Annotated in this window: 26 protein-coding genes and 1 pseudogene; 11 read left to right on the top strand and 16 right to left on the bottom strand. The window is 32.3% G+C overall.

Features of this window, described 5'->3' with window-relative positions; genetic code table 11:
* Nucleotides 1-105: 105 nt before the first annotated feature.
* Genes mnmE through fliW form a run of 12 tightly spaced genes read right to left on the bottom strand, consistent with a single transcriptional unit; the run spans nt 106 to nt 7,939 of the window.
* On the bottom strand, nt 106-1,434 hold the full coding sequence (gene mnmE / locus DZ67_RS0107660) for a tRNA uridine-5-carboxymethylaminomethyl(34) synthesis GTPase MnmE (protein ID WP_024788058.1): 1,329 nt from the start codon (nt 1,432-1,434) through the stop codon (nt 106-108).
* The gene (locus tag DZ67_RS0107655; protein WP_024788057.1) at nt 1,403-2,050 is read right to left on the bottom strand and encodes a Jag N-terminal domain-containing protein; all 648 of its coding nucleotides are present in this window, start codon (nt 2,048-2,050) and stop codon (nt 1,403-1,405) included. The genes mnmE and DZ67_RS0107655 overlap by 32 nt, the downstream gene beginning before the upstream one ends.
* Nucleotides 2,034-3,542 carry a membrane protein insertase YidC gene (yidC, locus tag DZ67_RS0107650; protein WP_024788056.1) on the bottom strand — a complete coding sequence of 503 codons (1,509 nt, stop codon included), beginning with the start codon at nt 3,540-3,542 and terminating at the stop codon, nt 2,034-2,036. The genes DZ67_RS0107655 and yidC overlap by 17 nt, the downstream gene beginning before the upstream one ends.
* Nucleotides 3,539-3,856: a membrane protein insertion efficiency factor YidD gene (gene yidD / locus DZ67_RS0107645; protein ID WP_035003207.1), complete on the bottom strand. Its 318-nt coding sequence runs from the start codon at nt 3,854-3,856 to the stop codon at nt 3,539-3,541. The genes yidC and yidD overlap by 4 nt, the downstream gene beginning before the upstream one ends.
* On the bottom strand, nt 3,822-4,079 hold the full coding sequence (gene rnpA, locus DZ67_RS10455; RefSeq protein ID WP_236617401.1) for a ribonuclease P protein component: 258 nt from the start codon (nt 4,077-4,079) through the stop codon (nt 3,822-3,824). The genes yidD and rnpA overlap by 35 nt, the downstream gene beginning before the upstream one ends.
* Before the next feature lie 23 nt (nt 4,080-4,102).
* Entirely contained in the window at nt 4,103-4,237 is a 135-nt protein-coding gene (rpmH, locus tag DZ67_RS0107635; protein ID WP_024788053.1) for a 50S ribosomal protein L34, read from the bottom strand.
* A gap of 38 nt (nt 4,238-4,275) precedes the next feature.
* Nucleotides 4,276-4,776 carry a ribosome hibernation-promoting factor, HPF/YfiA family gene (hpf, locus tag DZ67_RS0107630; RefSeq protein ID WP_024788052.1) on the bottom strand — a complete coding sequence of 167 codons (501 nt, stop codon included), beginning with the start codon at nt 4,774-4,776 and terminating at the stop codon, nt 4,276-4,278.
* 42 nt (nt 4,777-4,818) lie between these two features.
* Complete coding sequence (locus tag DZ67_RS0107625) at nt 4,819-5,235, bottom strand: hypothetical protein (RefSeq protein ID WP_024788051.1); 417 nt, start codon at nt 5,233-5,235, stop codon at nt 4,819-4,821.
* Nucleotides 5,232-6,194: a type II secretion system protein gene (locus tag DZ67_RS0107620; RefSeq protein WP_024788050.1), complete on the bottom strand. Its 963-nt coding sequence runs from the start codon at nt 6,192-6,194 to the stop codon at nt 5,232-5,234. The genes DZ67_RS0107625 and DZ67_RS0107620 overlap by 4 nt, the downstream gene beginning before the upstream one ends.
* The gene (locus DZ67_RS0107615; protein WP_024788049.1) at nt 6,191-6,847 is read right to left on the bottom strand and encodes a type II secretion system protein; all 657 of its coding nucleotides are present in this window, start codon (nt 6,845-6,847) and stop codon (nt 6,191-6,193) included. The genes DZ67_RS0107620 and DZ67_RS0107615 overlap by 4 nt, the downstream gene beginning before the upstream one ends.
* On the bottom strand, nt 6,825-7,565 hold the full coding sequence (gene proC, locus DZ67_RS0107610; RefSeq protein WP_024788048.1) for a pyrroline-5-carboxylate reductase: 741 nt from the start codon (nt 7,563-7,565) through the stop codon (nt 6,825-6,827). The genes DZ67_RS0107615 and proC overlap by 23 nt, the downstream gene beginning before the upstream one ends.
* Entirely contained in the window at nt 7,562-7,939 is a 378-nt protein-coding gene (gene fliW / locus DZ67_RS0107605) for a flagellar assembly protein FliW (protein WP_024788047.1), read from the bottom strand. Before fliW ends, proC begins: the two co-directional genes overlap by 4 nt.
* Before the next feature lie 188 nt (nt 7,940-8,127).
* Between fliW and DZ67_RS0107595 the strand changes: the two genes are divergently transcribed.
* Genes DZ67_RS0107595 through cysE form a run of 8 tightly spaced genes read left to right on the top strand, consistent with a single transcriptional unit; the run spans nt 8,128 to nt 16,606 of the window.
* Nucleotides 8,128-10,701 carry a valine--tRNA ligase gene (locus DZ67_RS0107595; RefSeq protein WP_024788046.1) on the top strand — a complete coding sequence of 858 codons (2,574 nt, stop codon included), beginning with the start codon at nt 8,128-8,130 and terminating at the stop codon, nt 10,699-10,701.
* Entirely contained in the window at nt 10,694-11,314 is a 621-nt protein-coding gene (bamD, locus tag DZ67_RS0107590; protein ID WP_024788045.1) for an outer membrane protein assembly factor BamD, read from the top strand. The genes DZ67_RS0107595 and bamD overlap by 8 nt, the downstream gene beginning before the upstream one ends.
* A 9-nt stretch (nt 11,315-11,323) precedes the next feature.
* Complete coding sequence (lon, locus tag DZ67_RS0107585; protein WP_024791499.1) at nt 11,324-13,639, top strand: endopeptidase La; 2,316 nt, start codon at nt 11,324-11,326, stop codon at nt 13,637-13,639.
* Nucleotides 13,640-13,652: 13 nt separating this feature from the next.
* The gene (flgA, locus tag DZ67_RS0107580) at nt 13,653-14,267 is read left to right on the top strand and encodes a flagellar basal body P-ring formation chaperone FlgA (RefSeq protein WP_024790959.1); all 615 of its coding nucleotides are present in this window, start codon (nt 13,653-13,655) and stop codon (nt 14,265-14,267) included.
* Entirely contained in the window at nt 14,264-14,854 is a 591-nt protein-coding gene (locus DZ67_RS0107575) for a UbiX family flavin prenyltransferase (RefSeq protein WP_024788043.1), read from the top strand. Before flgA ends, DZ67_RS0107575 begins: the two co-directional genes overlap by 4 nt.
* Nucleotides 14,855-14,879: 25 nt before the next feature.
* Nucleotides 14,880-15,362 carry a pantetheine-phosphate adenylyltransferase gene (gene coaD / locus DZ67_RS0107570; RefSeq protein ID WP_024790159.1) on the top strand — a complete coding sequence of 161 codons (483 nt, stop codon included), beginning with the start codon at nt 14,880-14,882 and terminating at the stop codon, nt 15,360-15,362.
* On the top strand, nt 15,346-15,921 hold the full coding sequence (tmk, locus tag DZ67_RS0107565; protein ID WP_024788041.1) for a dTMP kinase: 576 nt from the start codon (nt 15,346-15,348) through the stop codon (nt 15,919-15,921). The genes coaD and tmk overlap by 17 nt, the downstream gene beginning before the upstream one ends.
* A complete protein-coding gene (cysE, locus tag DZ67_RS0107560; RefSeq protein ID WP_024788040.1) occupies nt 15,905-16,606 on the top strand; it encodes a serine O-acetyltransferase in 702 nt (233 codons plus the stop codon). Before tmk ends, cysE begins: the two co-directional genes overlap by 17 nt.
* 91 nt (nt 16,607-16,697) lie before the next feature.
* Here the strand turns inward: cysE and DZ67_RS11320 are convergent.
* The 3 genes and pseudogenes from DZ67_RS11320 to DZ67_RS0107545 all read right to left on the bottom strand — a co-directional run bounded on the left by DZ67_RS11320 (nt 16,698) and on the right by DZ67_RS0107545 (nt 19,364).
* Nucleotides 16,698-17,915 (bottom strand): annotated as a pseudogene (locus DZ67_RS11320) (IS256 family transposase).
* A gap of 223 nt (nt 17,916-18,138) precedes the next feature.
* The gene (locus DZ67_RS0107550) at nt 18,139-19,029 is read right to left on the bottom strand and encodes an HpcH/HpaI aldolase/citrate lyase family protein (protein ID WP_024790958.1); all 891 of its coding nucleotides are present in this window, start codon (nt 19,027-19,029) and stop codon (nt 18,139-18,141) included.
* Complete coding sequence (locus DZ67_RS0107545) at nt 19,026-19,364, bottom strand: c-type cytochrome (RefSeq protein WP_024788039.1); 339 nt, start codon at nt 19,362-19,364, stop codon at nt 19,026-19,028. Before DZ67_RS0107545 ends, DZ67_RS0107550 begins: the two co-directional genes overlap by 4 nt.
* 55 nt (nt 19,365-19,419) lie before the next feature.
* Here DZ67_RS0107545 and folD point away from each other — a divergent pair, with 55 nt between their 5' ends.
* The 3 genes from folD to DZ67_RS0107525 all read left to right on the top strand — a co-directional run bounded on the left by folD (nt 19,420) and on the right by DZ67_RS0107525 (nt 21,935).
* The gene (gene folD / locus DZ67_RS0107540) at nt 19,420-20,271 is read left to right on the top strand and encodes a bifunctional methylenetetrahydrofolate dehydrogenase/methenyltetrahydrofolate cyclohydrolase FolD (RefSeq protein WP_024788038.1); all 852 of its coding nucleotides are present in this window, start codon (nt 19,420-19,422) and stop codon (nt 20,269-20,271) included.
* Nucleotides 20,268-21,053: a signal peptidase I gene (gene lepB / locus DZ67_RS0107535; RefSeq protein ID WP_024788037.1), complete on the top strand. Its 786-nt coding sequence runs from the start codon at nt 20,268-20,270 to the stop codon at nt 21,051-21,053. The genes folD and lepB overlap by 4 nt, the downstream gene beginning before the upstream one ends.
* Nucleotides 21,054-21,278: 225 nt before the next feature.
* Nucleotides 21,279-21,935 (top strand): site-2 protease family protein, encoded by a 657-nt coding sequence (locus tag DZ67_RS0107525; RefSeq protein WP_024788036.1) that lies wholly within the window; start codon nt 21,279-21,281, stop codon nt 21,933-21,935.
* Nucleotides 21,936-21,987: 52 nt separating this feature from the next.
* Here DZ67_RS0107525 and dnaJ read toward each other — a convergent pair whose 3' ends face one another.
* Nucleotides 21,988-23,079 (bottom strand): molecular chaperone DnaJ, encoded by a 1,092-nt coding sequence (gene dnaJ / locus DZ67_RS0107520; protein ID WP_024790957.1) that lies wholly within the window; start codon nt 23,077-23,079, stop codon nt 21,988-21,990.
* Nucleotide 23,080: the final 1 nt, after the last annotated feature.

Raw genomic sequence — 23,080 nt, 5'->3', positions numbered from 1 at the left:
AGTGTCTACAAGCATCATTAATGCATTGGCTTTTGTTTTATCTTCTTTTTTTGCTTTAATCATCATTTTTTTAAGTTCAATTATTGTCATTTTTTCTCCTTTGATTTATTTTCCGACACAAAAACTTCCAAACATTTTATCAAGCATTTCGTCATATTCAAAAGGTCTTGTTATTTCACTTACAGCTTTTATGGCATCCTGGATATTATAACTGAAAAGCTCAAGTTCGCCGGTATCTAAAAATTCTTCCGCTTCATTTATTGCTTTGAGTGATTTTTTTATCATTTCAATTTGCCTTAAAGATGTGAGTATATGCTCATTTTCACCCTCTTTATTGTCCAAAAGTTTTTTTATGGCTTCAATTAATTCATTTATATCTTTTTTTGCTGAAATTTTTACAATTTCAAAGTTTTTAAACCTGTTTAAATCTATATTTATACCCAGATCAACTTTGTTTATCACTATAATAGCCTCTTTTTTTGAATTTTTAATTAAATCAAATATTTTTTCATCTTCTTTATTGAAATTATTGGCTTCAAAAACACCCAAAATAATATCGCTTTCGTTAATTGCTTTTTTACTCCTCTCAACACCTATTTTTTCTATTTCGTCTTTGGCAACCCTTATTCCGGCAGTGTCTATGATTTTAATTAAATGTGAACCTATTTGTATATCTTCTTCAATTGTATCGCGCGTAGTCCCTGCGAGGGAGCTTACTATCGCCCTGTTTTTATTTAAAAGAGCATTTAAAATAGAGCTTTTACCTACATTTGGTTTACCGACAATTGACACTTTATATCCGTTAATGACACCTTGGCGTCTCTGGCTCGCTTCAAGTGTTTTTTCCAGAACATTTTTTATTTCATTTAGTTTTTTTCTAATCTCTCCTCCAAGACTTTCAGGCAAATCCTCTTCGGCATAATCTATAAACACCTCAGAATAAGCCATAATTTCCACAAGCCTGTTTCTGATATCCTCCACAAATTCTTTAAGTTCGCCTTCTAACTGACGTGAAAGAACCCTCGCCCCCTCAACACTTCTTGTTTCAATTAATTTGGCTATAGCTTCAGCCTGGGTTGCATCAATTTTCCCGTTTAAAAAAGCCCTTTTGCTAAATTCTCCCGGATTTGCCAATCTGGCACCTGCTTTTAAAACTTCTTCCAATATAAGTCTGCTTACCACATATCCCCCGTGGCATTGAAATTCAATTACATCTTCCCCTGTAAATGAATGTGGGGCTTTAAAATAAATTACAAGGGCTATATCTATGAGATTGTTTTTTAAATCGTATACTTTTGCCAAGGTGGCGATTCTGGGGGTTAATTCTTTTTTTATCAGTTTTTTAGCAATACTTAAAGCCCCCTCTCCTGATATTCTGAGTATCGAAATAGCGCCTACCCCGTTAGGAGTTGCTATTGCCGCTATAGTGTTCATGTCTTTCGCCTATTACAATATATTTTTCCCTGTTTCTTTCTTTGAGGGCGACATATTTTTCAGGAAATTCTTTTCTTAATATTTCAAGCGCCAAAAAAGCCAAAATTCCGTCAAACGGTTTGGTTTTTCCGTATCCTCTGATTTTTACTTTTTCAATAAAAGGAGCTAAATAGTTTTTAAGCATTTCGGTTTGTGTTTTTAAAAACTCTGCAATTTCAAGTCTTACTTTAAATCCGTATTTTTGATTAATCCAGCTATAGAGCATATAATTTAAGGCGTTATATCTATATCCTTCTTTACCTATCAGCAAAGCAGCGTCGGGACCGTCTATTTTTATTCCCACTGTTTCATCGTTTATTTTATAAACATCTATTGTGTCAATATTAAAACAGGAATTATTAAATAAATTTATTAAACTTTTTTTTATCTCTCCAATAACCTCCTCTATATTTTTTTCAGGTTCTTCCACCTCAATTACAGCGGTTTTGGAAAAAAAACCCAAAAAACCTTTCGAAGGATACTGAAGTATTTTTATATTAAGCTCGGTAACAGAGCAGTTAAATGTTTCACTCGCCTTTAAATAGGCTTCTTCAAGAGTTTTAGCTTCTATGCGCACTTTTTTTCTCCATTAATTTATTTATTATATATTGTTGCAAAATTGAAAGAATATTGTTCGTTGTCCAATAAAGAACCAAACCTGCCGGAAATGTTGCCATCATAAAAGTAAACACAAGAGGCAGAAATTTAAATATTTTCTCCTGCATAGGATCCTGGAAATTGGTAGGTGTCAGCCTTTGATGCAGATACATACTAACCCCCATTAAAACAGGCAAAATAAAATAAGGATCCATTGAACTTAAATCATGTATCCATAAAAATGACGCCCCTTTTAATTCAATGGAATATAAAAGAAGTTTGTAAATACCGTAAAAAATAGGTATTTGAAGTACTAAAGGCAAACACCCTCCTAAAGGGTTTGCCCCATGCTCTTTATAAAGTTTCATCATATGTTGTTGAAGTTTTTGAGGGTCTTTTTTATATTTTTGTTGCAATTCTTTCATTTTAGGGGCAAGTTCTTTAAGTTTATACATACTTATCATTCCCTTAAAAGTAAGAGGAAATAAAACAATTCTCACAATAATAACAAGGAAAATAATGGCAATACCCCAGTTTATCACTATTTTATGCAGCCAGTCAAGCAATATAAACAGATTTCTCGCAAAAAATGTTCCCACTCCGTATTGAACAACATCAATAAGTTCTTTATTAATTCCGGTAAGTGTGTCCACATATTTTGGGCCAATATATCCGGTTAATTCAATATTTTTATCTGTGTTTATAAAAATCAGGGGATTATTTTCTTTATTCGGATAAACAATTGCTTTCAGAGGTTTTTTTGAAAAGAAAAGAGTTGTGTAATATCTGTCAAACCCCGCTATGACAATTGCATTATCATATGTTTTATTTTCAGCATCTCCGTCTTTGATTATATCAAGCGTACCATCGCTTTTTTTGATTAACGCACCGTGAACCGTCAGTTTATCGACTGCGGCTGAAGGCCTGCTTCCCGGGGTGATAAAATAATCAACATTTTTTGATAACTCAATCTTTAAATCATAATGGCCGTCTTTATAAAACGTAATTATTTTTTTTACCGTTAGAGTAGGCAGTTTTTGAGTTAAAGTTATTGTTGCTTTGTCTTTAAGTTTAATTAACTTTTTATCAGATATGTAATCTGTTTTAAAAGCAGCTTCATTTATTTTGGCATCATCAAACCTTATCTCAAGAGGTTTTACATTTGAAACAAGTTCCAGCTTTTTACCGTTTTTTGAAAATTTTTTTTGTTCCAATTTGAAAGAGGCGATTCTTCCGAGTGAATCGATTTTGATTTCATAATTTTTAGCAATTATTTTTGCTATTATTTTTATGTTTTTTTCACTGACTTTATTTATTTTTGTTTTTGTAACTGTGTGTATATTAACACTTTTGTTCTGTTGTGCACTCTGTTTTTGAACCTGCGGTTCAATAACAAAATATTCATAAACAGCAAAAAAAATAAATGAAATCAATGTTGCAATTATAATATTTTTCATATTGGGTTTATTCATACTTCTGCCTTTATCACATAATATTTATTTTTTTTTAGAGGAATTAACCAGTATTTTACAGGAAGTTTTTTATATTTAATGTTTTTTAGATTCAATTCAATTACAGGATAATCGATTCCGCCTTTAAAAAGCTGATTACAGGTTAAAATTCTTTTAATAGAAACAATAAAAGCTTTAAGGGGATTATTCAATTCAAACTGAATCTTACTATATTCTGAGCAACTGGGATAATATCTGCAGTTATTACCAAGCATCGGACTTATAAACAACTGATACAAATCAATTGATTTTATTAATAGCTTTTTTAAAATCATATATAAGCTCTTTAAAATTTATTTGTGAAACATCTTCTTTTGCAATAATTGCAAAGAGTCCTTTTTCATCTTTTGCCAACACCCTGATTCTTCTTTTTATTTTATTTCTAACCACCGCTTTTTTCGAAATTTTTTTAGACACAATCGGGGACACTCTCAAACTTTCAGACGGGAGAAAATATATAACAAAATATTTAGAATAAAATTTTCTCCCTTTTTTTATAATATATTCTATTTCCTTAGAACTTAAACCGCTAATCTTTTTCTGCCTTTGCTTCTTCTTCTTGCAAGTACTTTTCTTCCGTTTTTAGTTTTAAGTCTCGCTCTGAAACCGTGGGTTCTTTTTCTTTTTATTTTACTTGGCTGATATGTTCTTTTCATTTATACTCCTTTTTTAAGCTGAAATTTTACCAAACAAATTAATATAATCCAAGCTTTCCGTCTTTTCTTCTGTATATCACTCTTTTTTCTCCGTTTTTATCTCTAAACACCATAAAATAAAGGCCTGATTTTTTATATTCTTCAATAGCTTCATCTATACTTAAAGGTTTTTCCACATCAAGAGGAACCTCGACAATTTCATCCTGACTTTCTTCAACTATTATTTCTTCCAATCTGTCTTTTTTACGATAATCTTTAATTTTATCATGATATCTTCTTAATAATTTTTCAAGTTTGTCTTTTGCCTTGTCAAGTGCGGCATACATGTCTTTATCTTTAAAATGGACAACCGCTGTGCCTTTTTCAGGTATATTCATTATTATTTCTGCATTAAAAAAATCTCTTTTGTCTTTTTCTATTGTTACAACCGAATGAAGAATCCCCAAATTGTATTTTTCTATTTCATTTATTACTTTTTTGATATGGTCTTTCATAGCCTCTGTTAATTCAACATTTCTGCCAACAACTGTTACGTTCATAATTCTCCTTTTATTTAAAATTGATTAGGAATTATAGCAAATTTATGGATTTTGAAGTGTAAATCTGACTTTTCTTATGTAAAAAGAAGGATTTTTTGAAGTTACTGTTACATAAATTAATGCACTTCCATTCGTATCGGCCGTGTTTATATTTGAACAATACCCACTGCAACTGCTTGTATTACAATCCGTTAAAAAATAATGATATGTTATATTTACATCAAAAAAAGTATCACTTAAACTGATATGTTTTAAACAGTTATTGTTATAATCATGCCCCTGCATTGCCATAATTGCATATTCTGTTGCGGCCCTGCTCATAAGCTCCGCCCTGCTGTCCATTGAGACTTCGGCTGTATGTTTGTTTGTCGCAGCGGCAAATTCCAGACTCATAACACCTATAATAGCAACAACTATTACAAAAACAAGGGTAATTAGCAGGGAAAATGATTTTTTCAAAATACAACCTTTTCTTTACATATTGTTAAATTATAATCACGTAGATTTTTATTTGCAGATGTAATACATACATAAATTCTCAAAAGGCCGTTTTCTTCTTTAAACTTAAATTTGGTAACATGAGTGGCCAAAATTGAGACATTCCCATCTGTATAATTTTGATCAAGCCATGGAAAATAATTAAATCTGAGTGTAAGATTATATTCATTGCCGCTTTTTACCGGAACAACCGCTTCCGCTGAATTAATTATATAATATCCTTCATAAACCGTTGTTGAATTGGATTCATCAACAGCACTTAAATTTAATTCAGTGTCACTTAATTTGCCTATGGCAAAAACTCTTGTCGCGTTATGTTCATACCAGCCGTAAGAATTGTTTATATCACTGAGATCCCCTCTTCCGTCAGCTCCACTGAAAACTAAAACATCCCGTTTATTGTTAAAAATATTATTATATCCGTTAATTCCCCATGTATGAAACCAGTTACCGTCTATTTGCTGAACAATTGAAAAATTACTGTCGGGAGTGGATATATTGTATTCATCGCCTCCGTTTGAGGAATTTGTATCTTTTAAATCCACAAAACCGCTCCAGCCGGGCTGGATTTTAGTACCGTTCCACATCCCTCTTTTTGAATAAACAGAATAATTAAGCCATTCCAATACCCGATATTTCCAGCTGTTTTGCGGGGTTAACTGCGAAACGGCGATAAAATCTCCGTCTGGAATTCCACTGTCATTACAATGACTCGCAATTACACTGTTTTTTATTCTTGTTTTTAATTTGGATGCAATAATATTAAGGGTTAAATCTGTTTTATAAGCAAGCCTGTTCATCTCTTTTTGCATAACATAATTATTTGCAAGTTTTTGAAGAATTTCAACGCTGATTGTTCCGAGTATTCCCAAAATCACTATTACAATGGTAAGTTCTATTAATGTAAATGCTTTTTTCATCTGCTTATTTCCTCTAAAGATAAAAATTTACTCGCCCCTATGTTGCATGTTGGATAATAAATTGTCACATTATTGTCACTTGTTATTTTTATAAGTTTTATATTCGTTTTATTTGCAATATTATTATAGTTATATGAAAAAGACAAATTTTGGTCATTATAACTGGCATTATCTTCGATATAATAAATACGCACTGTTAAATTCACACCGTTTATCATTTCCGAAAAATTATTAAAATCATCTATATCATCATAGGCGGAAATGTTATTTTCCCCTGAATCTGTACCAATATCGGAGACACCCAAACTGCTTCCACTTCTGAATATATTATTATTAAATTCAGCTTTACCTCTTCTTGCAGGGCCCGTATATATAGAATTAAAATTTATTAAAAGCTCACTTTCCCCATTGCTTGCATTCAAATCTTTATAAAAATTATCCCCTAAAGTATTGTTTTCATCAAAATAATAAGGCAAAATCATTGTAAGTAGACTCATTTCATTTAAAACCGTTTCTTCTTTTGTAACCGTTTTTGCAGTTTTGAAAACACTTTCAAGGATTAAAGGAAAAGTAGCCGCTATAATTCCTAAAACCACAATGGAAATTACAATTTCAAATAATGAAAACGCTTTATAATTTTTTTGATTTTTCATAAGTTTTTTTTACTACCTTTATCATAGTACTTCTTATTTTATTATCTTCTATTTCCAAGACACCTTCTGCCGTTGTACCTTTTGGAGACATTACTTTGTCTTTTGTTTCGCTAAAAGGCAAATTAATTGTGCTGAAACTTTTAAAAAGTCCTTTAACAAGCTTGTTTGCGACATCTCTTTTAAAACCTATATAAACGCCACCGTCACTTATCGCTTCCGCTATTATAGCCAAAAATGCAGGACCGCTTCCGATAATAGCTGTTGCTTTATCTATTTCATCATCATTTTCAAGCCAAACGACATCCCCTATATAAGAAAACAATTCCTCCGCTCTTTTTTTTACATCAATATTCCCAGTTACAGCAGTAGTGGATGACCCGTAGGCTGCTGCTATATTTGGCATTGCTCTTATATACGCTTTTGCTTTAATATATTTTTGAAGTTCTGTTAAACTTTTACCGGCTAAAATAGAATAAAGAGTTTTTGCTTCACCTTTTATTCTCATAGAAACCTCAGCAAGCGCATAAGGCTTAACGGCTAAAATTATTTCTCTATCAGTTATATCAAAACCGTCTAATAAAAAATATTCACATTCAAATTCTTTTGAAAAATTTTTTAATTTATCTTCATTTCTGCCCACAACTGCAAATTTTTCTTTTCCTCTCATTCCCGTTGCAATAGCCCTGGCCATTGCCCCATAGCCGAGTATATAAATCACTTCTTTTCCTTTATGTAATTTCTAAGAGGATCGCTCAGAGAATAAGGATATTTATCTAAAATCACCTGTCCCATAATTTTCTCATCATTGTTAAAAATAACAGGAGCGGCGAAATTAATTGTCGAATCTACAAACGGTTTATTTATTATCATAATGTTTAAAACAAAATAATTACTGTTTTCATTTAATTTGAGCTTTTTTTGGGCATCTTCGTCTATTTCAAAAAAATAATCCTCTCTTAAAACAGCGGGATTGATTAATGTAAAAGAGATATTTCCGTTTTGAAGTTTAAAAAAATTGGGTTCAATCTCTTCCAATTCAAATTTATCTATATTTTCAAATCCAAGAACAGGCAAAGCAACTTTATATTCCATCAATATCCTTTTTTTGCATTTACAGCAATAATTATACCTAAATTTTTAAAAATGAAAAACTTTTTTCCATTATCCACCATGGCCGTTTTTCAAGCAGCCAGGTTAGTTAATTCGCTTTGCTCATTTTCGCTCATTTTCCATTATCCATTGATAAATTTGTGTTATAATTTCGCAAAAAAGGAACAGCATTGAGAGAATACAACCCTCATGAATATGAAAAAAACACATATGAAACATGGGAGACGGAAGGTTTTTTTGAAGTAGATTATAAAAAAGAAAAAAATTTTTGCATTATGATGCCCCCTCCCAATGTCACCGGAAGTCTTCATATAGGCCATGCATTAACCTTTACCCTTCAGGATATCATTGTAAGATATAAAAGAATGGACGGATATGCCACACTTTGGCAACCGGGAACAGACCATGCCGGAATTGCCACCCAAAATGTTGTGGAAAAACAGATTTTGGCGGAAGGTAAAACAAAAGAAGAAATAGGAAGGGCCGAATTTTTAAAAAGAGTATGGAAATGGAAAGAGTTTAGCGGCGGCACTATTACAACCCAGCTTAGACGCCTGGGGGCAAGCCCTGCCTGGTCCAGGGAAAGATTTACAATGGATGAAGGTCTACAAAGAGCTGTAAGGGTTGCTTTTAAAAAACTTTATGATGAGGGGCTCATTGTAAAAGGCAATTATATGGTAAACTGGTGTCCAAAAGACGGGGCACTAAGTGATATTGAAGTGGAATATGAAACACACGAAGGCGAGCTTGTTTATATTAAATATCCAATCGTAAATAGCGATGAATATATAGTAGTTGCCACCACAAGACCTGAAACATACTTTGGGGATACTGCTGTTATGGTAAATCCGGAAGATGAAAGATATAAACATTTAATAGGTAAAAAAGTAAGACTTCCTCTGATAAACAGGGAAATTCCGATTATTGCGGATAGCTATGTTGACATGGAATTTGGAACCGGTGCGGTAAAAGTAACACCTGCTCATGACCCAAACGACTATGAAGTGGGGCTTAGACACAATCTTCCTATAATAAAAGTATTTGATGAAAAAGGTATTTTAAACGAAAACGCCGGAGAATTTGCCGGACTTGACAGACTGGAAGCAAGAAGTAAAGTAGTTGAAAAACTTGAAAGCAAAGGATTTATTGAAAAAAAAGAAAAACATATTCATCAGGTAGGCCACTGTTACAGATGCAAAAGCGTAATAGAACCCTATGTTTCAACCCAGTGGTTTTTGAAAAAAGAAGTGGCAAAAGAGGCTATCGAAGCCGCCAACAAAGGCGAAGTAAAATTTCATCCAGCACAATGGAAAAACAATTACGATGCATGGATGAGAGAGCTTAGGGACTGGTGTATTTCACGCCAACTATGGTGGGGGCATCAAATTCCCGTTTATTACTGTGATGAATGCGGACATGAATGGGCAAGCGTGGAAGAGCCGAAAGAGTGCCCTAAATGCCGCTCAAAAAATTTCCATCAGGACCCTGATGTTCTTGATACATGGTTTAGCTCCGCCCTTTGGCCTTTTTCTACGCTTGGATGGGAAAACGGTGAATGGGGGAAAGGGACCAAATGGAAAGAAGTTGATTTAAAAAGATTTTATCCAAACAATCTTCTAATAACAGGCTTTGATATTTTATTTTTCTGGGTTGCAAGAATGATGATGATGGGTGTTCATTTCTTAAAAGAAGTGCCTTTTAGGGATGTTTATTTACATGCCCTGGTAAGAGACGAACACGGCCAGAAAATGAGCAAATCAAAAGGAAACGTAATAGACCCGCTTGAAATGATAGATAAATATTCGGCCGACATTATGAGATTCACCCTTGCAATACTTGCCGTTCAGGGAAGAGATATAAAACTCTCAGAAGCCAAAATGCTTGAATCAAGAAACTTTACCAATAAATTATATAACGCCGCAAGATTTTTAAAAATGCATAAGGAAAAATTTAATGATTTAAAAAATCAGGAGATTAAAACAGACCTCGGTAAATGGATGCTTTATAAATTAAATAGAGCCATTAAAAACGTAAGAGCTGAACTTGATGAATACAGATTTAACGATGCGGCAATGACTCTTTACAGATATTTATGGCAGGATTTTTGCGACTGGGGAATTGAGCTTGGCAAAGTTTCTAAAGATTCGATTGCCGAACTTGGCTCAATATTCAAAGAATCAATGAAACTGCTTCATCCTTTTATGCCTTTTATTACTGAATTTTTATACCAGGAATTAAGCGGCACTAATATAAAAGAAAACACAATTATGCTAAAAACATATCCAAAACCACTAAAAACAGAAAAACCGGCGGATTTTGATATGATTATTGAAGCGATTGTAAGCCTCAGAAGAATAAAAGCTTTAACCGGAAGTAATTTCAAAAAAGCTTATGTCTTGGCAAATTTACCCGAAATGGCAAAAAAATACATTAAAAAACTTGCAAAAATAGACGAAGTTGAATTCGTTGATAAACCGATTGAAAATGCCATAAGGGATATAAGCGACAACCTTGAAACAATGGTAAGCAAAGAAGAAATCGACATAACGCCTATTGTAAACAGACTCAACAAACAAAAAGAAAAATTAAATAAAGAAATAACAAAGCTTGAAAAGAAACTCTCAAATAAAAATTTCATTGAAAAAGCGCCGAAAGAAGTAATTGAAAAAAATAAAAACGAATTAAATGAACTTAAAGAAAAATTAGAAAAAATTGAAGAAGAATTAAGGAAATTAAATGTTTAAAAAAATCCTTTTTATTATCCCTTTTGTGTTTTTGGGCTGTTCTAACAAAAATGTTGTACATTATGAAAACTTAACGGCTCTTACGTGGCACAATAAAATATCAAAAGATGTAAAAGCAAACAATCTTGACCAGGCTGATGATGATTTTCTCTCTCTGGAAGCAGAGCATCCGGCATCTCCATATATAAAAACAGATATACTTATTTTGGCTTTTGCCCATGCAAACACCGGAGAATTTGAAGTTGGAAAATTTTATCTTGACGAATATGAAAAAAGATATGCCTCTTTGGCTGAAATTCCATGGATTGAATATCAAAAAATAAAATTCGATTTCCTCAAATATAATAATCCTTTTACAAATCAAAAAGAACTCTTAAATCTGATTACCGAATGTAAAAATTATTTAAAAAATTACCCAAATTCCGAATTTAAATATGAAGTAAACACAATTTTAGCCAAAGCTGAATTGACAAAAAATTATTTAGATGTTAGAATATATAACCTGTATAAAAAATTAAATAAACCTAAAGCTGCAGACAAATTTAAAACAGATATTCCAAAAAATTCAAAAGAACCTTCTGTTCCATGGTATAAAAAAATATTTTATTGGTAAAGGTGGATTATGACATTAGAAAATTACGAAAAACTTCCAAGCGTTTTACCCGTTTTGACAGAAAAGGAATTAATATATCCGTTTATGATAATTCCTATTTTTCTTGAAAAGAAAGAGGATGTTTTAGCCATACAAAAAGCGATAAACGACCATTCCCTGATTTTTGTATCAATTAACGACAATATAGGCACATACGGTACAATAGGTACAATTATCAGAAAAGTTACCCTGCCTGAGGGAAAAATAAAAATTCTTTTTCAGGGACTCAGCAGAGGTAAAATTATTGAAATAGAAGACAAAAATCCGACAATGGCTCTAATAGACAAAGTTAAACCGATAGCTGAAGATGAAAAAGAGATAAAAGCGCTTCTTGAAACATTAAAAGAGCATATAATAACCCTAAGCGAAATAAATCCTTTTTTCCCAAAAGATTTTATAAAAATAATTGAAAACAATAAAGATGCCAACAGAGTTGTGGATATCATAGCAAGCTCTCTTAAACTTCCGGTGGAAAAAGGCTATGAATTATTCAAAGAAATTGATACAAAAGAAAGAATTATAAAACTTATTCATTTTATTTTGGAAGAAATAGAATCAATAAAAATTAAAAACGAACTCTCCAAAAAAGTAATGGAACAGGTTCAGGAAGTAAACAGGGAGCATTTATTAAGACAACAGTTAAAATTAATTCAAAAAGAACTCGGAATAAAAAATGAAATAGAAGAAGAAATAAAAGAATATTATGAAAAACTTGAGAGTCTCAAAAAATATATGCGAGAAGATGCATATAAAGAAATTAAAAAACAGCTAAACAGACTCTCCCGTATGCATCCCGACAGCGCCGAAGCCACAACAACACAAAATTATATTGAATGGGCGCTTGAAATACCTTTTGGAAAATATACAAAAGAAGAATTTTCAATAGATGAACTTAAAAACAGGCTCAATAAAGACCATTACGGGTTAAAAAAGCCGAAAGAAAGAATTATAGAATACTTCGGTGCAAAAGAGCTGGCCAAAAAAAGGGGTGAGGAATTTTCCGGGGCAATAATATGTTTTGTGGGCCCTCCGGGTGTTGGTAAAACTTCTCTTGCCAATTCTATTGCCGGCTCTCTTGAGAGAAAAATCGTAAGAATCGCTCTTGGAGGACTTGAAGACGTAAATGAACTAAGAGGCCACAGAAGAACATACATCGGCGCAATGCCCGGGCGTATTGCACAAGGGCTTATTAACGCAAAACAGTTAAACCCTGTAATGGTACTTGATGAAATAGATAAAATTTCAAGATTCAAAGGTGACCCAACAGCAGTGCTTTTGGAAGTATTAGACCCAGAACAGAATGCACATTTTAGAGATTTATATTTAAATTTTGAACTTGATTTAAGCAAAATTTTATTTATAGCCACGGCAAACGACCCAAACACCATACCGGCTCCTTTAAAAGACAGAATGGAGATGATTTTTGTTGGAAGTTATACTCCGCAGGAAAAATTTCAAATTGCCAAAAGATATCTTATCCCTCAGGAGATGAAAAAACATTCTCTTAAAAAAAGCGAAATTTCTATTTCAGACGCAGCGTTAAAAGAAATAATAGACAAATATACAAAAGAAGCGGGTGTAAGGAACCTTAGAAGAATAATTGCTAAAATAATGAGAAAAGCCGCTTTACTTGTTTTAGAAGATAAAAAAGCAAGAGTAAATATCAAAAATTTAAAAGATTTTCTTGATAAAGGTTATTTCGGAATAGAAGAAGTCTGCAAAAAAGATAGAATCGGGGTTGTAAACGGACTTGCATGGACCCCAGTAGGAGGGGATGTGTTGAGAATAGAAGCCGTCAAATATAAAGGCAAAGGACAAATAAGCCTTACAGGGCAGCTCGGAGACGTTATGAAAGAATCCGCACAAATTGCATATACTCTTGTAAAAGTTTTAATTGATACTAAAAAAATTGAAACACAAAAAAGCAGAGAACCCATTTATTACAAATACAACATTCACATTCACGTCCCAGAAGGTGCCATTCCAAAAGACGGGCCTAGTGCTGGAATCACAATGACCACGGCAATTGCAAGCATTTTCAGTAACAGGAAAGTTCACTCAGACATTGCAATGACAGGGGAAATAACATTAAGCGGGGAAGTTTTGCCGATAGGAGGTCTCAAAGAAAAATTAATAGCTGCATATAAAGCAAAAATTAAAAAAGTTTTAATTCCGCAAAAAAATTATGAAAGAGACTTGGACGATATTCCACAAGAAGTTTTAAACGGTCTTGAAATTATTCCGGTTAAAACAATAGATGAAGTGTTAAAAGAAGCCTTAATTTAATGGAAAATGAAAAATGGAAAATGGAAAATTAAAAATTAAATTATTTTTTTTATTTTTACCCATTTTTTTATTTGCTTCTGTAAAAAAAGAACTTGTTAAGTTTTATAAACACTATTATCCAAATATTGAAATTGTTTCTATTTATACTCAAAAACCGTTTCCCAAAAAATATAAAAAAATTTCTTTCAAACTTATTAACCCGAAATTTCCAAGCGGAAATTTAATTATAGAGAATAAATATTATTTTTACCGGATAAAAGCAAAATTAACAGTTTATAAAACCATAAAAGTAATTAAAAAAAACGAATCTGTTTTACCTTATGTCAAAAAAGAAAAAATAGATTTCAGACATTTTTATTCCCCTCCTCTGCTTAAAATACACAAAAATTTGATAGCTTCAAAAGTTATTTCCAAAAATGCGGTGATTACCAAAGAAAACACAAGAATAAAGCCCGCTGTTTTACAAGGAGACAATGTAAATGTGGTTTTTAAAGGCATAGGTGTGGAAATATATTCCAAAGGCACAGCGCTAAACGATGCAAACATTGGTGAAAAAATAAAAGTCGAAATAAATCATAAAATTTATGAAGGTGTTTTAAATAAATCATATGAAGTGGAGATTCAATGAAAATTTTAGTCGCCATCAGCGGGGCAAGCGGGGCAAGTCTTGGAATTAAACTGTTTGAATTAATACCAAAAACTTATGAAAAATATTTAATATTAAGTGAAAGTGCAAAAACGGTTTTGGAAAATGAAGAAAATATTTTTTTTAACACTGACCTCTCAGCCCCTCCGGCAAGCGGAAGTTTTCAGATAGATACAACATTTATAGTTCCTTGCAGTATGAACACACTTGCCAAAATTTCAGCCGGCATTGCGGATAATTTAATTACAAGAAGTGCCCTTGTTGCAATAAAAGAAAAAAGAAAATTAATTTTAGCTCCAAGGGAAATGCCTTTTAGTTCCATTCACTTGGAACATATGACAAATCTTGCAAAATTATCCAATATTTTTATAGCACCCCCGGTAATAGGATATTATCACAATCCAAAAACATTGGAAGAGATGGAAAATTTTTTAATCGGTAAATGGCTGGATTTGGCAGGCATTAAACATAATCTTTTTAAAAGATGGAATGGGAGTAATAGTGAAAATAGTGAAAGCCTGTCCGCGCACTTGCAAAGCGGCGGGGTGGTGAGTGGTGAAAATAATTAGAAGTAAAAAAGAATAAAGGAAAAAGATGCAAACAAAAGCTGTATATCCGGGAACATTTGACCCTGTAACCAACGGTCATATAGATATAATAAACAGAGCCTGCAGGATGTTTGATAAAATTATAGTTGCAGTTGCCGACAACAAAGATAAAAAAACGATGTTTAATCTTAAAAAAAGAGTTGAATTTATGAAAAAAGCCACTGAAAAATTCAATAAAGTTGAAGTAAAGAGTTTTTCGTCCCTTTTGGTGGACTTTGCAAAAAAAGAAAATGCCAAAATAATTATAAGAGGTCTAAGGGCGGTAAGTGATTTTGAATATGAACTGCAAATGGGCTATGCCAATAAAACACTGGACAAAGAAATAGATACAATATATTTGATGCCAAACCTCGAAAATGCATTCATCTCTTCAAGTGTGGTAAGAAGTATTTTAAAATATAACGGAGGCATAGAACATTTAGTCCCAAAAGAAATTATAAAGGACATTAAAAGTGTATATAGCGTTTGAAGGAATCGACACCGCAGGCAAAAGCACCCAAATAAATTTATTAAAAAAAGAATATAAAAATTTTTTGTTTGTAAAAGAGCCCGGATACACTGAATTTGGAAAAAAATTAAGAGAGATAATATTAAAAGAAAAAATATCTAAAAAATCGGAACTTTTTTTATTTTTGGCAGACAGAAGCGAAACGATGCAAACAGTAATAAAACCGAATCTTGATAAAACAATAATAACCGATAGAAGTGCAATAAGCGGTATTGCATACGCAATGGAATTTTTCGATTTTGACTTGCTTGTCAATCTAAACAAATTTGCAACGGATGGAATTTTTCCAAATCTGACAATTATATTAAAACTGGACAAGGAAACACTAAAATACAGACTTTCACTTAAAAAACATGACAATATTGAAAAAAGAGGAATTGATTATCTATTAAGAATTCAAAATAATATTATTAACACATGCAACAGACTTGAAATTCCGTATCTTCTGTTGGATGCCTCAAGTTCAGTAGATGAGATATATTTTCGAATAAAAAAGGCAATCAGTGGGTATATTAAATAAAATAAAAAAAGACTTTTTAGCCGTTAAAACAAGAGACCCGGCTTTTAAAAACAATCTGGAGCTGCTTTATGCATATCCTGGCGTCTGGACATTGGTTTGCTATAGAATATCAAATTCCATTTATAAAAAAGGTTTTAAAAGGTGTGCCAGGTTTATTATGGCAATAAATCAGTTTCTGACAAATATAGATATACACCCGGGAGCCAGTATAGGGGAAAATGTTTTTATTGACCATGGAATCGGGGTAGTGATAGGTGAAACTGCAATAATAGGAAATAATGTAACTATATATCAGGGCGTAACACTTGGAGGAGTCAGTTTAAATCCAGGGAAAAGGCATCCCACAATAGAAGACGATGTAACAATAGGCGCCGGGGCTAAAATACTCGGAAATATAACCATAGGCAAAGGCAGTAAAATCGGTGCAAATTCTGTTGTGGTAAATAATGTGCCGCCTTATTCAACAGTTGTGGGAATTCCAGGAAAGGTTATCAAAAGAAAAGATTATTCACCTCTTGCGCATAATAAACTTCCCGATATTGAAAAAGAACTGTTCGAATATTTAATGGACAGAATAAAAATACTTGAAGAAGCCGTTACAAACAACAATAAGGACATCATAGAAAAAGATGAGGAAATAGAAAAAAAATACAGGGATTATTTAGAAGCCCTTAAAAACCGCTGATTAATCCAATTGAATATTTTTTCTGTGATATCTTTGGACTATATCGAGCCCATCAAATTAACTGTGTAAATAAAAACCAAAGACTAAAACTTTAAAGATATTTTACTAAAATATCTTGGAAATATATCACAAGTTGAGGATAAATTTCCGACCAGTTTCTAATCCTACTGTTTTTCCATTTTTGCATAACCTCCTGTGTTGAAGTAAAAAGGACTTTAAAAGCTGCTTCTTTTGAAGGGAATGAGCCTTTAGATTTTGTTTTCCTTTTTATGATAGAATTTAAAGATTCAATTGGATTTGTTGTATAAATAAGCTTTCTAAGTTCTTTTGGATACTTAAAAAAAGTAGCAAGCTCATCCCAGTTTCTTTTCCATAAATCATAAATATGAGGGTATCTTTTGCCCCATTTTTCATTGAAATATTCAAGATTTTGAATGGCTAAATCCTCAGTATCAGCTTGATATACTGATTTTAAATCCTTTGCAATTTCTTTTCCTGTCTTTGTAAGAGACAAATTTTAAAGAGTTTCTTATCTGATGAACTACACATCTTTGAATTTCAGCTTTTGGATATACGGCTTTAATAGCTTCATTAAATCCGTTTAGTCCGTCTATTGAAAATATTAAAACATCTTCTACACCTCTGTTTTTTATTTCATTAAGTATTGAGAGCCAATATTTAGAAGTTTCATTCTCTTCACTTATCCATATACCTAAAATATCTTTTTTACCTTCTATAGTGATTCCCAGCATTATATAACAGGCTGTATTTTTTATATTTCTCTCAACCTTTATTTTTAATACGGTTGCATCCATAAAAATTATAGGATAAATACTTTCCAAAGGTCTATTCTGCCATTCAATAGCTTTTTCTAAGATTTTTTCAGTAATATTTAATATGGTTTCAGTTGAAAGCTCATATCCGTATAAATCATCAAGATGGTGCTGAATATCTTTTACACTCATCCTTTTGCATATAAAGATAAAATTAAATCTTCCGTCCCATCTAAAAGTCTTTGTCTTTTTTTTACAATTTTAGGCTCAAATGTTGAATTTCTGTCCCTTGGAATATTTACTTCAATTTCTCCATATTTAGATTTTAAATTCTTTGTAGAGTATCCATTTCTGTAATTGCTATTATCAGATTTTTCATTTTTCTCATAACCTAAATGGTTTGTCATTTCACTTTGGGTTGCTGTTTCTATCATCTCTTTGATTAAATTTTTTAATTCATTTTCAAGCTCTTCAATTGTCACTGGATTTCCTGATTTTAATCTTCTTTTATATTCTTCAATGTTTAAAATACTCATGTGTAAATCCTTTACTTTTATTTTTTTATTTTATCATCTCTCAACATCTATATTAGGATTTACACAGTTTTTTTGATGGGGCCAATTTATTCTTAAATTGCTTATTCATGATAACTTATACCAATTCTCAATTAATTAGTTACTTTAAAAGTATCTAAAACTACCATTATTTTAACGCTTTAATCATTTTCATTATTCATTTTCCATTTTCAATTGGTATAATTTATTTTTTTAATATTTGCAAATAATTTTTATAAATAGGCTCGTCCACGTACAGCCCGTTAATTGTAAAAGGCCCGATTTTTTCAAATCTTTCAACTATCATTTTAGCAAATTCCAAATCTTCTTTGAAAATATTGTTTGCTATTTCCACCTGAGATGGTGTAATGCATCCTACTCCCTGAAAACCTAAATTTTTTTGAAGCAGACACCATTTGGAAAATCCTTCCAAATCCTTGTATTTTTGATAAACAAACCCTATTGGGGTTTTTTCAATAAATCTTGATTTTAAAGAAAATTCACTTAAAATATGATGAATTAAAGGATTGTTTAAATCAATTATAGAATGATTTATATTTAAGGAATTCAATAAATCATAAATCCCTATATAAAATGTGGTTAATCTCGGATGTATTAAATCTGTTAAATTATGAAACGCTTCTTTTGTTTCGATTGAAGCGTGTAATTCTTTGTTTGTAAGAATAGAAGCGTCGTTAATATCTTCAATTCCTTTTATTTTAGGAATTCTAAAACCGTCAAAAGAGAACCTGTCTAAAAATTTAATATCTTCGCTTCCGCCTTCGTTTAGGGCGTTGACTCTTATTATTATTTCTTTATCCAATGTTGAGATGTTACTTAAAAATACGGCTATCATTATTTTAGCTATCTCTTTTTTTTCTTTTGCCACCCCGTCTTCAAGATTCAATATAATAATATCCGCCGGTATTTCGTCTATTTTATTTAAGTGTTTAACCTGATGTCCGCTTACCATCAATGCACTTTTTCTTTTAGTTTTTTTTGTTTTTAGCTTTTTATTTCCTATTAAAGACAAAGCTTTTTGTATATTATTGCTATTTACTATTTCTTCTAACTCTTTTATATTTTTAAAAATCATTTTTTGCTCCTTAAATAAAGTAAAATACCCTCTATCTCTTCTTCTGTCAGATAATTGTATCTCGGCATAACAGTAAGCTTTTTGTGAAACAGAGCTTTTTTTAATGTAATTAAATTAATATTTTGAATGTTAGGTGCTTTGATATAAGTTTTTAATCCGTTTTTATAAAAATATGTAACTATTTTGCCTTCTCCTTTTTCTCCGTGGCATTTGGCACAGCTTATTCCCCTTGGATTATTGTAAAGCATTTTCCCGTATTCAAAATTTGTAATAAACCAGTCGGTTTTTGCAGATAAAATTGAAAAACTAAGCAAAAGAAGAAGCTTATTTAACATTTAACAACCTTTATGATAAAATTCTAACATTCATTTTAGCAAAAAAAGGAATAAAATGAGAATTTTAGATGGTAAAAAATTATCCGAAAAAATTAAAAATAAAGTTAAAGAAGAAGTGGATAAATTGAAAAAAGAGGGTATAACTCCGGGACTTGCCGTTATTTTAGTAGGGAATGACCCTGCGAGTCAGACATACGTAAAAATGAAAAAAGGGGCATGTGAAAAGGTGGGAATGTATTCTGTAGTTCATGAATTTCCTGAAAGTATAAGTGAAAAGGAACTTTTAACCACTATTGAAATGATTAATAAGAATCCAAATTTACACGGTCTTTTGGTTCAGCTGCCTCTTCCAAAACATATAGATACCACTAAAGTTCTTGAAGCGGTGGCACCTGAGAAAGATGTTGACGGATTTCATCCGTATAATATGGGGAAACTTTTTGAAGGGCTTGAGAGTTTTGCCCCATGTACGCCTCTAGGGGTAATGGAGCTGTTTAAAGAATATAATATAGATGTAAAAGGAAAAGATGTATGTATTGTGGGAGCCAGCAATATTGTTGGAAAACCGATGTTTTCCCTTTTGCTTAACGCATGGGCAACCGTGGATATATGCCATATAGAAACAAAAGATTTGGCGACACATACAAAAAGGGCGGATATTGTAATAGTAGGTGTCGGGAAGCCTAATTTGATTACGGCTGATATGATAAAAGAGGGTGCCATTGTAATTGATATTGGAATTAATAAATTAAAAAACGGTAAAATTGTCGGAGATGTGGATTTTGAGAGAGTTAGTAAAAAAGCTTCATTCATAACCCCTGTTCCCGGTGGAGTGGGGCCGATGACAATAGCCATGCTTTTAAAAAACACAATAAAAGCTACAAAGCTTCAGAGAGAGAGTAAATGAAAGAAAAACTTAAAAAATTTTATAATTGGTCTAATAGTTGGAGTGGAACCATTGTAATAGTCTTAATTATTATTTTCTTTTTAGCCCAGGCTTTTGTAATTCCAAGCGGGAGTATGAAAAGAACTCTTCTTCCAGGAGACGCACTTTTTGCAAAAAAATTTGCTTACGGAGTGCCGATTCCCCATATTCCATGGCTCGAAATTCCAATTTTACCGGATTTCAGGGGGGACGGGCATTTAATAGACGGTCCGAAACCAAAAAGAGGGGATATTGTAATATTCCGTTATCCTGTAAATCCAAAACTGCATTTTGTAAAAAGATGTGTTGGTGTAGGCGGAGATAAATTAATGGTTAGAAATAAAAATTTATATTTAAGAATTCAAAACAGTGATGAAGAAACAAAAGAGTTTGCGAAAAAAATGAAAGCAGAGATTGTAAATATAAACGGGGAAATCTGGATTAAAAATCCTTATATGAAACTTCATCCCGGGATTCATCACGACTCTAAAGTTGATTTTCCGGAAGAAGTGATAAATTACGGTCCTGTAATAGTGCCTAAGGGTCAGTTTTTTATGATGGGTGATAACAGAGACCACAGTGATGACAGCAGATTTTGGGGGCCTGTGCCTTATAAACTGATTGTCGGAAAACCCTGGTTTATTTATATGAGCTGGGATAAAAATTATACAATCAGATGGCACAGAATCGGAATGACTATAAACGATATTGAAAAAGAACTTAGAGAGGGTAAAAAACCGTATTTAACATATGGATGTAAATAAATAGTGAGTTGAAAGCTTGCCCGGCCGCTTGCAAAGCGGCGGGATTGTGAGTAGTTAGATAGTGATTTGTGAATTGCCAAGTTCAAAGAGGCCGAGTTGCCAAGAAGGCAAGTAGCTAAGAGGCTAAGTACTTAGTGAAAAGTGAAAAATGAGCGAAAATGAGCAAAACGAATTACGCTCACCTGGCTATCAAAAATGGCCATGGTGGAAAATGATGGAGGATAAATGGAATATTTAATTAAATATGGTGCTTTAATAATTGCTTTTATTATTGCAGTTGTAGGCCATGAAATTATGCATGGGGCTGTTGCAAAATATTATGGAGATGATACTGCAAGCAGGGAGGGAAGGCTTTCAATTAACCCAATAAAACATATAGACCCATTTGGTACCGTTGTTTTTCCAATTATTTTATTTTTGTCTCAAAAATTAGCGGGAGTCAGTGATCCTATAATTTTCGGGTGGGCCAAACCGGTACCTGTAAATATTTTTAAAGTAGTTGAAAACGGCGGCTATATTGGGGCTTTTAATGTTTCCATTGCAGGAATTACATATAATTTTATTTTGGCTTTGATTGCATCAAGTTTAATAAGCTTTTTTGAACCCAATGGATTGATTAGTGCTTTTATGTTTTTATTTTTTTATTATTTAATTATTGTAAATATAATTTTGGCGGTATTTAATTTAATTCCGGTGCCTCCGCTTGATGGAGCCAATGCCATTAAATATCTTTCTCTGCAGTTTAAAATATATTCTATTGCCAGATTTTATAATAAAATAGAGCCTTACGGGATGATTATATTACTAATTATTTTATTTACCCCTATTGCAAATTATGTTTTTTATCCTGCAGAAGTTATTATAAGCTGGCTTTTGCATTAAATTAAAAGTTAAAAATTAAAAGTGAAAAATTTCACTTTACATTTTACACTTTTCACTTCTTAAACCAGCTTTTCACTTTTTCAATCGCTTCTTCTAAAATATTTTTATGTTCTTTTACTTCATTTCCGAAACTTTTATGAAGTTTTTCAAGGAGTTCTTTTTGCTCGTCAGTCAGTTTTTTTGGATAGACAATATTTATAACTGCTATCAAATCGCCTTTATATCCGCTGTTTGGATCGGCAATTCCTTCATTTTTAAAAATAATTTTTGTTCTGTCTTTTGTGCCGGGTTTTATTTCTATCTCTTTTTCACCTTCAAGAGTAGGGATTTTAACGTTGTCTCCTAATATTGCGCTTGTAAAAAATACAGGTATTTCAACTATTAGATTATTACCTTTTCTTTTGAATATTTTTGATTCTTTTACTTTAAATATCAAATATAAATCGCCTCTGTATCCGCCTTTTGTTTCGTTTCCCCTGCCGGCTATTCTCATTCTCATACCGGTGTCAACCCCGGCAGGAATATCTATTTTAACTTTTTCTTCTTTTACAATGTAGCCTCTGCCTTTACATTCAGAACATTTCTTCTTAACAATAAAACCTTTTCCCCGGCACTGCGGGCATGTCTGGGCTATTCTCATAAATCCGTTGCCCATTACCACCTGTCCCCTTCCATGACACATTGGACATGTTTCTTTTTCTTCGGCACCGCTTCCTTTACATTTAGGGCATATGGAAAAATATGTTGTTTTTATTTCTTTACTGACACCGTACACCGCTTCTTCAAAATCAAGTGTAACTTCTATTGCCTTATCAATCTCATAAGGAAGAGGCTCTTCATGCTGCTGGCTTCCAAAGCCTCCTCCAAAAATATCGTTAAACATATCGAAAATATCATTAAAATTAAAATCGGTTTTATACCCTCTGCCCTCTAAGCCTTCTTTTCCGTATCTGTCATAAACAGCTCTTTTTTCATCATCACTTAAAATCTGATAAGCCTCATTGATTTGTTTAAATTTTTCTTCAGCCTCTTTATCTCCCGGATTTTTGTCGGGATGATATTTCATTGCGAGTTTTCTGTATGCTTTTTTTATCTCTATTGCTGTTGCGGTTCTGCTCACACCCAATATTTCATAATAATCCAAT

The sequence above is a fragment of the Lebetimonas sp. JS138 genome, from assembly GCF_000523335.1.
Taxonomy (GTDB): domain Bacteria; phylum Campylobacterota; class Campylobacteria; order Campylobacterales; family Nautiliaceae; genus Lebetimonas.
Note: the sequence above shows the minus strand (reverse complement) of the source record. Positions and strands in the feature narration are given on the sequence as shown.

Bases quoted from the DNA above. Each gene is read 5' to 3' on its own strand.
- mnmE (WP_024788058.1), bottom strand. From the start codon at position 1,434: ATGAACACTATAGCGGCAATAGCAACTCCTAACGGGGTAGGCGCTATT.
- yidC (WP_024788056.1), bottom strand. From the start codon at position 3,542: ATGAATAAACCCAATATGAAAAATATTATAATTGCAACATTGATTTCA.
- yidD (WP_035003207.1), bottom strand. From the start codon at position 3,856: ATGATTTTAAAAAAGCTATTAATAAAATCAATTGATTTGTATCAGTTG.
- rpmH (WP_024788053.1), bottom strand. From the start codon at position 4,237: ATGAAAAGAACATATCAGCCAAGTAAAATAAAAAGAAAAAGAACCCAC.
- hpf (WP_024788052.1), bottom strand. From the start codon at position 4,776: ATGAACGTAACAGTTGTTGGCAGAAATGTTGAATTAACAGAGGCTATG.
- DZ67_RS0107620 (WP_024788050.1), bottom strand. From the start codon at position 6,194: ATGAAAAAAGCATTTACATTAATAGAACTTACCATTGTAATAGTGATT.
- DZ67_RS0107615 (WP_024788049.1), bottom strand. From the start codon at position 6,847: ATGAAAAATCAAAAAAATTATAAAGCGTTTTCATTATTTGAAATTGTA.
- fliW (WP_024788047.1), bottom strand. From the start codon at position 7,939: ATGGAATATAAAGTTGCTTTGCCTGTTCTTGGATTTGAAAATATAGAT.
- bamD (WP_024788045.1), top strand. From the start codon at position 10,694: ATGTTTAAAAAAATCCTTTTTATTATCCCTTTTGTGTTTTTGGGCTGT.
- lon (WP_024791499.1), top strand. From the start codon at position 11,324: ATGACATTAGAAAATTACGAAAAACTTCCAAGCGTTTTACCCGTTTTG.
- flgA (WP_024790959.1), top strand. From the start codon at position 13,653: ATGGAAAATGGAAAATTAAAAATTAAATTATTTTTTTTATTTTTACCC.
- DZ67_RS0107575 (WP_024788043.1), top strand. From the start codon at position 14,264: ATGAAAATTTTAGTCGCCATCAGCGGGGCAAGCGGGGCAAGTCTTGGA.
- coaD (WP_024790159.1), top strand. From the start codon at position 14,880: ATGCAAACAAAAGCTGTATATCCGGGAACATTTGACCCTGTAACCAAC.
- DZ67_RS0107550 (WP_024790958.1), bottom strand. From the start codon at position 19,029: ATGATTTTTAAAAATATAAAAGAGTTAGAAGAAATAGTAAATAGCAAT.
- DZ67_RS0107545 (WP_024788039.1), bottom strand. From the start codon at position 19,364: ATGTTAAATAAGCTTCTTCTTTTGCTTAGTTTTTCAATTTTATCTGCA.
- folD (WP_024788038.1), top strand. From the start codon at position 19,420: ATGAGAATTTTAGATGGTAAAAAATTATCCGAAAAAATTAAAAATAAA.
- lepB (WP_024788037.1), top strand. From the start codon at position 20,268: ATGAAAGAAAAACTTAAAAAATTTTATAATTGGTCTAATAGTTGGAGT.
- DZ67_RS0107525 (WP_024788036.1), top strand. From the start codon at position 21,279: ATGGAATATTTAATTAAATATGGTGCTTTAATAATTGCTTTTATTATT.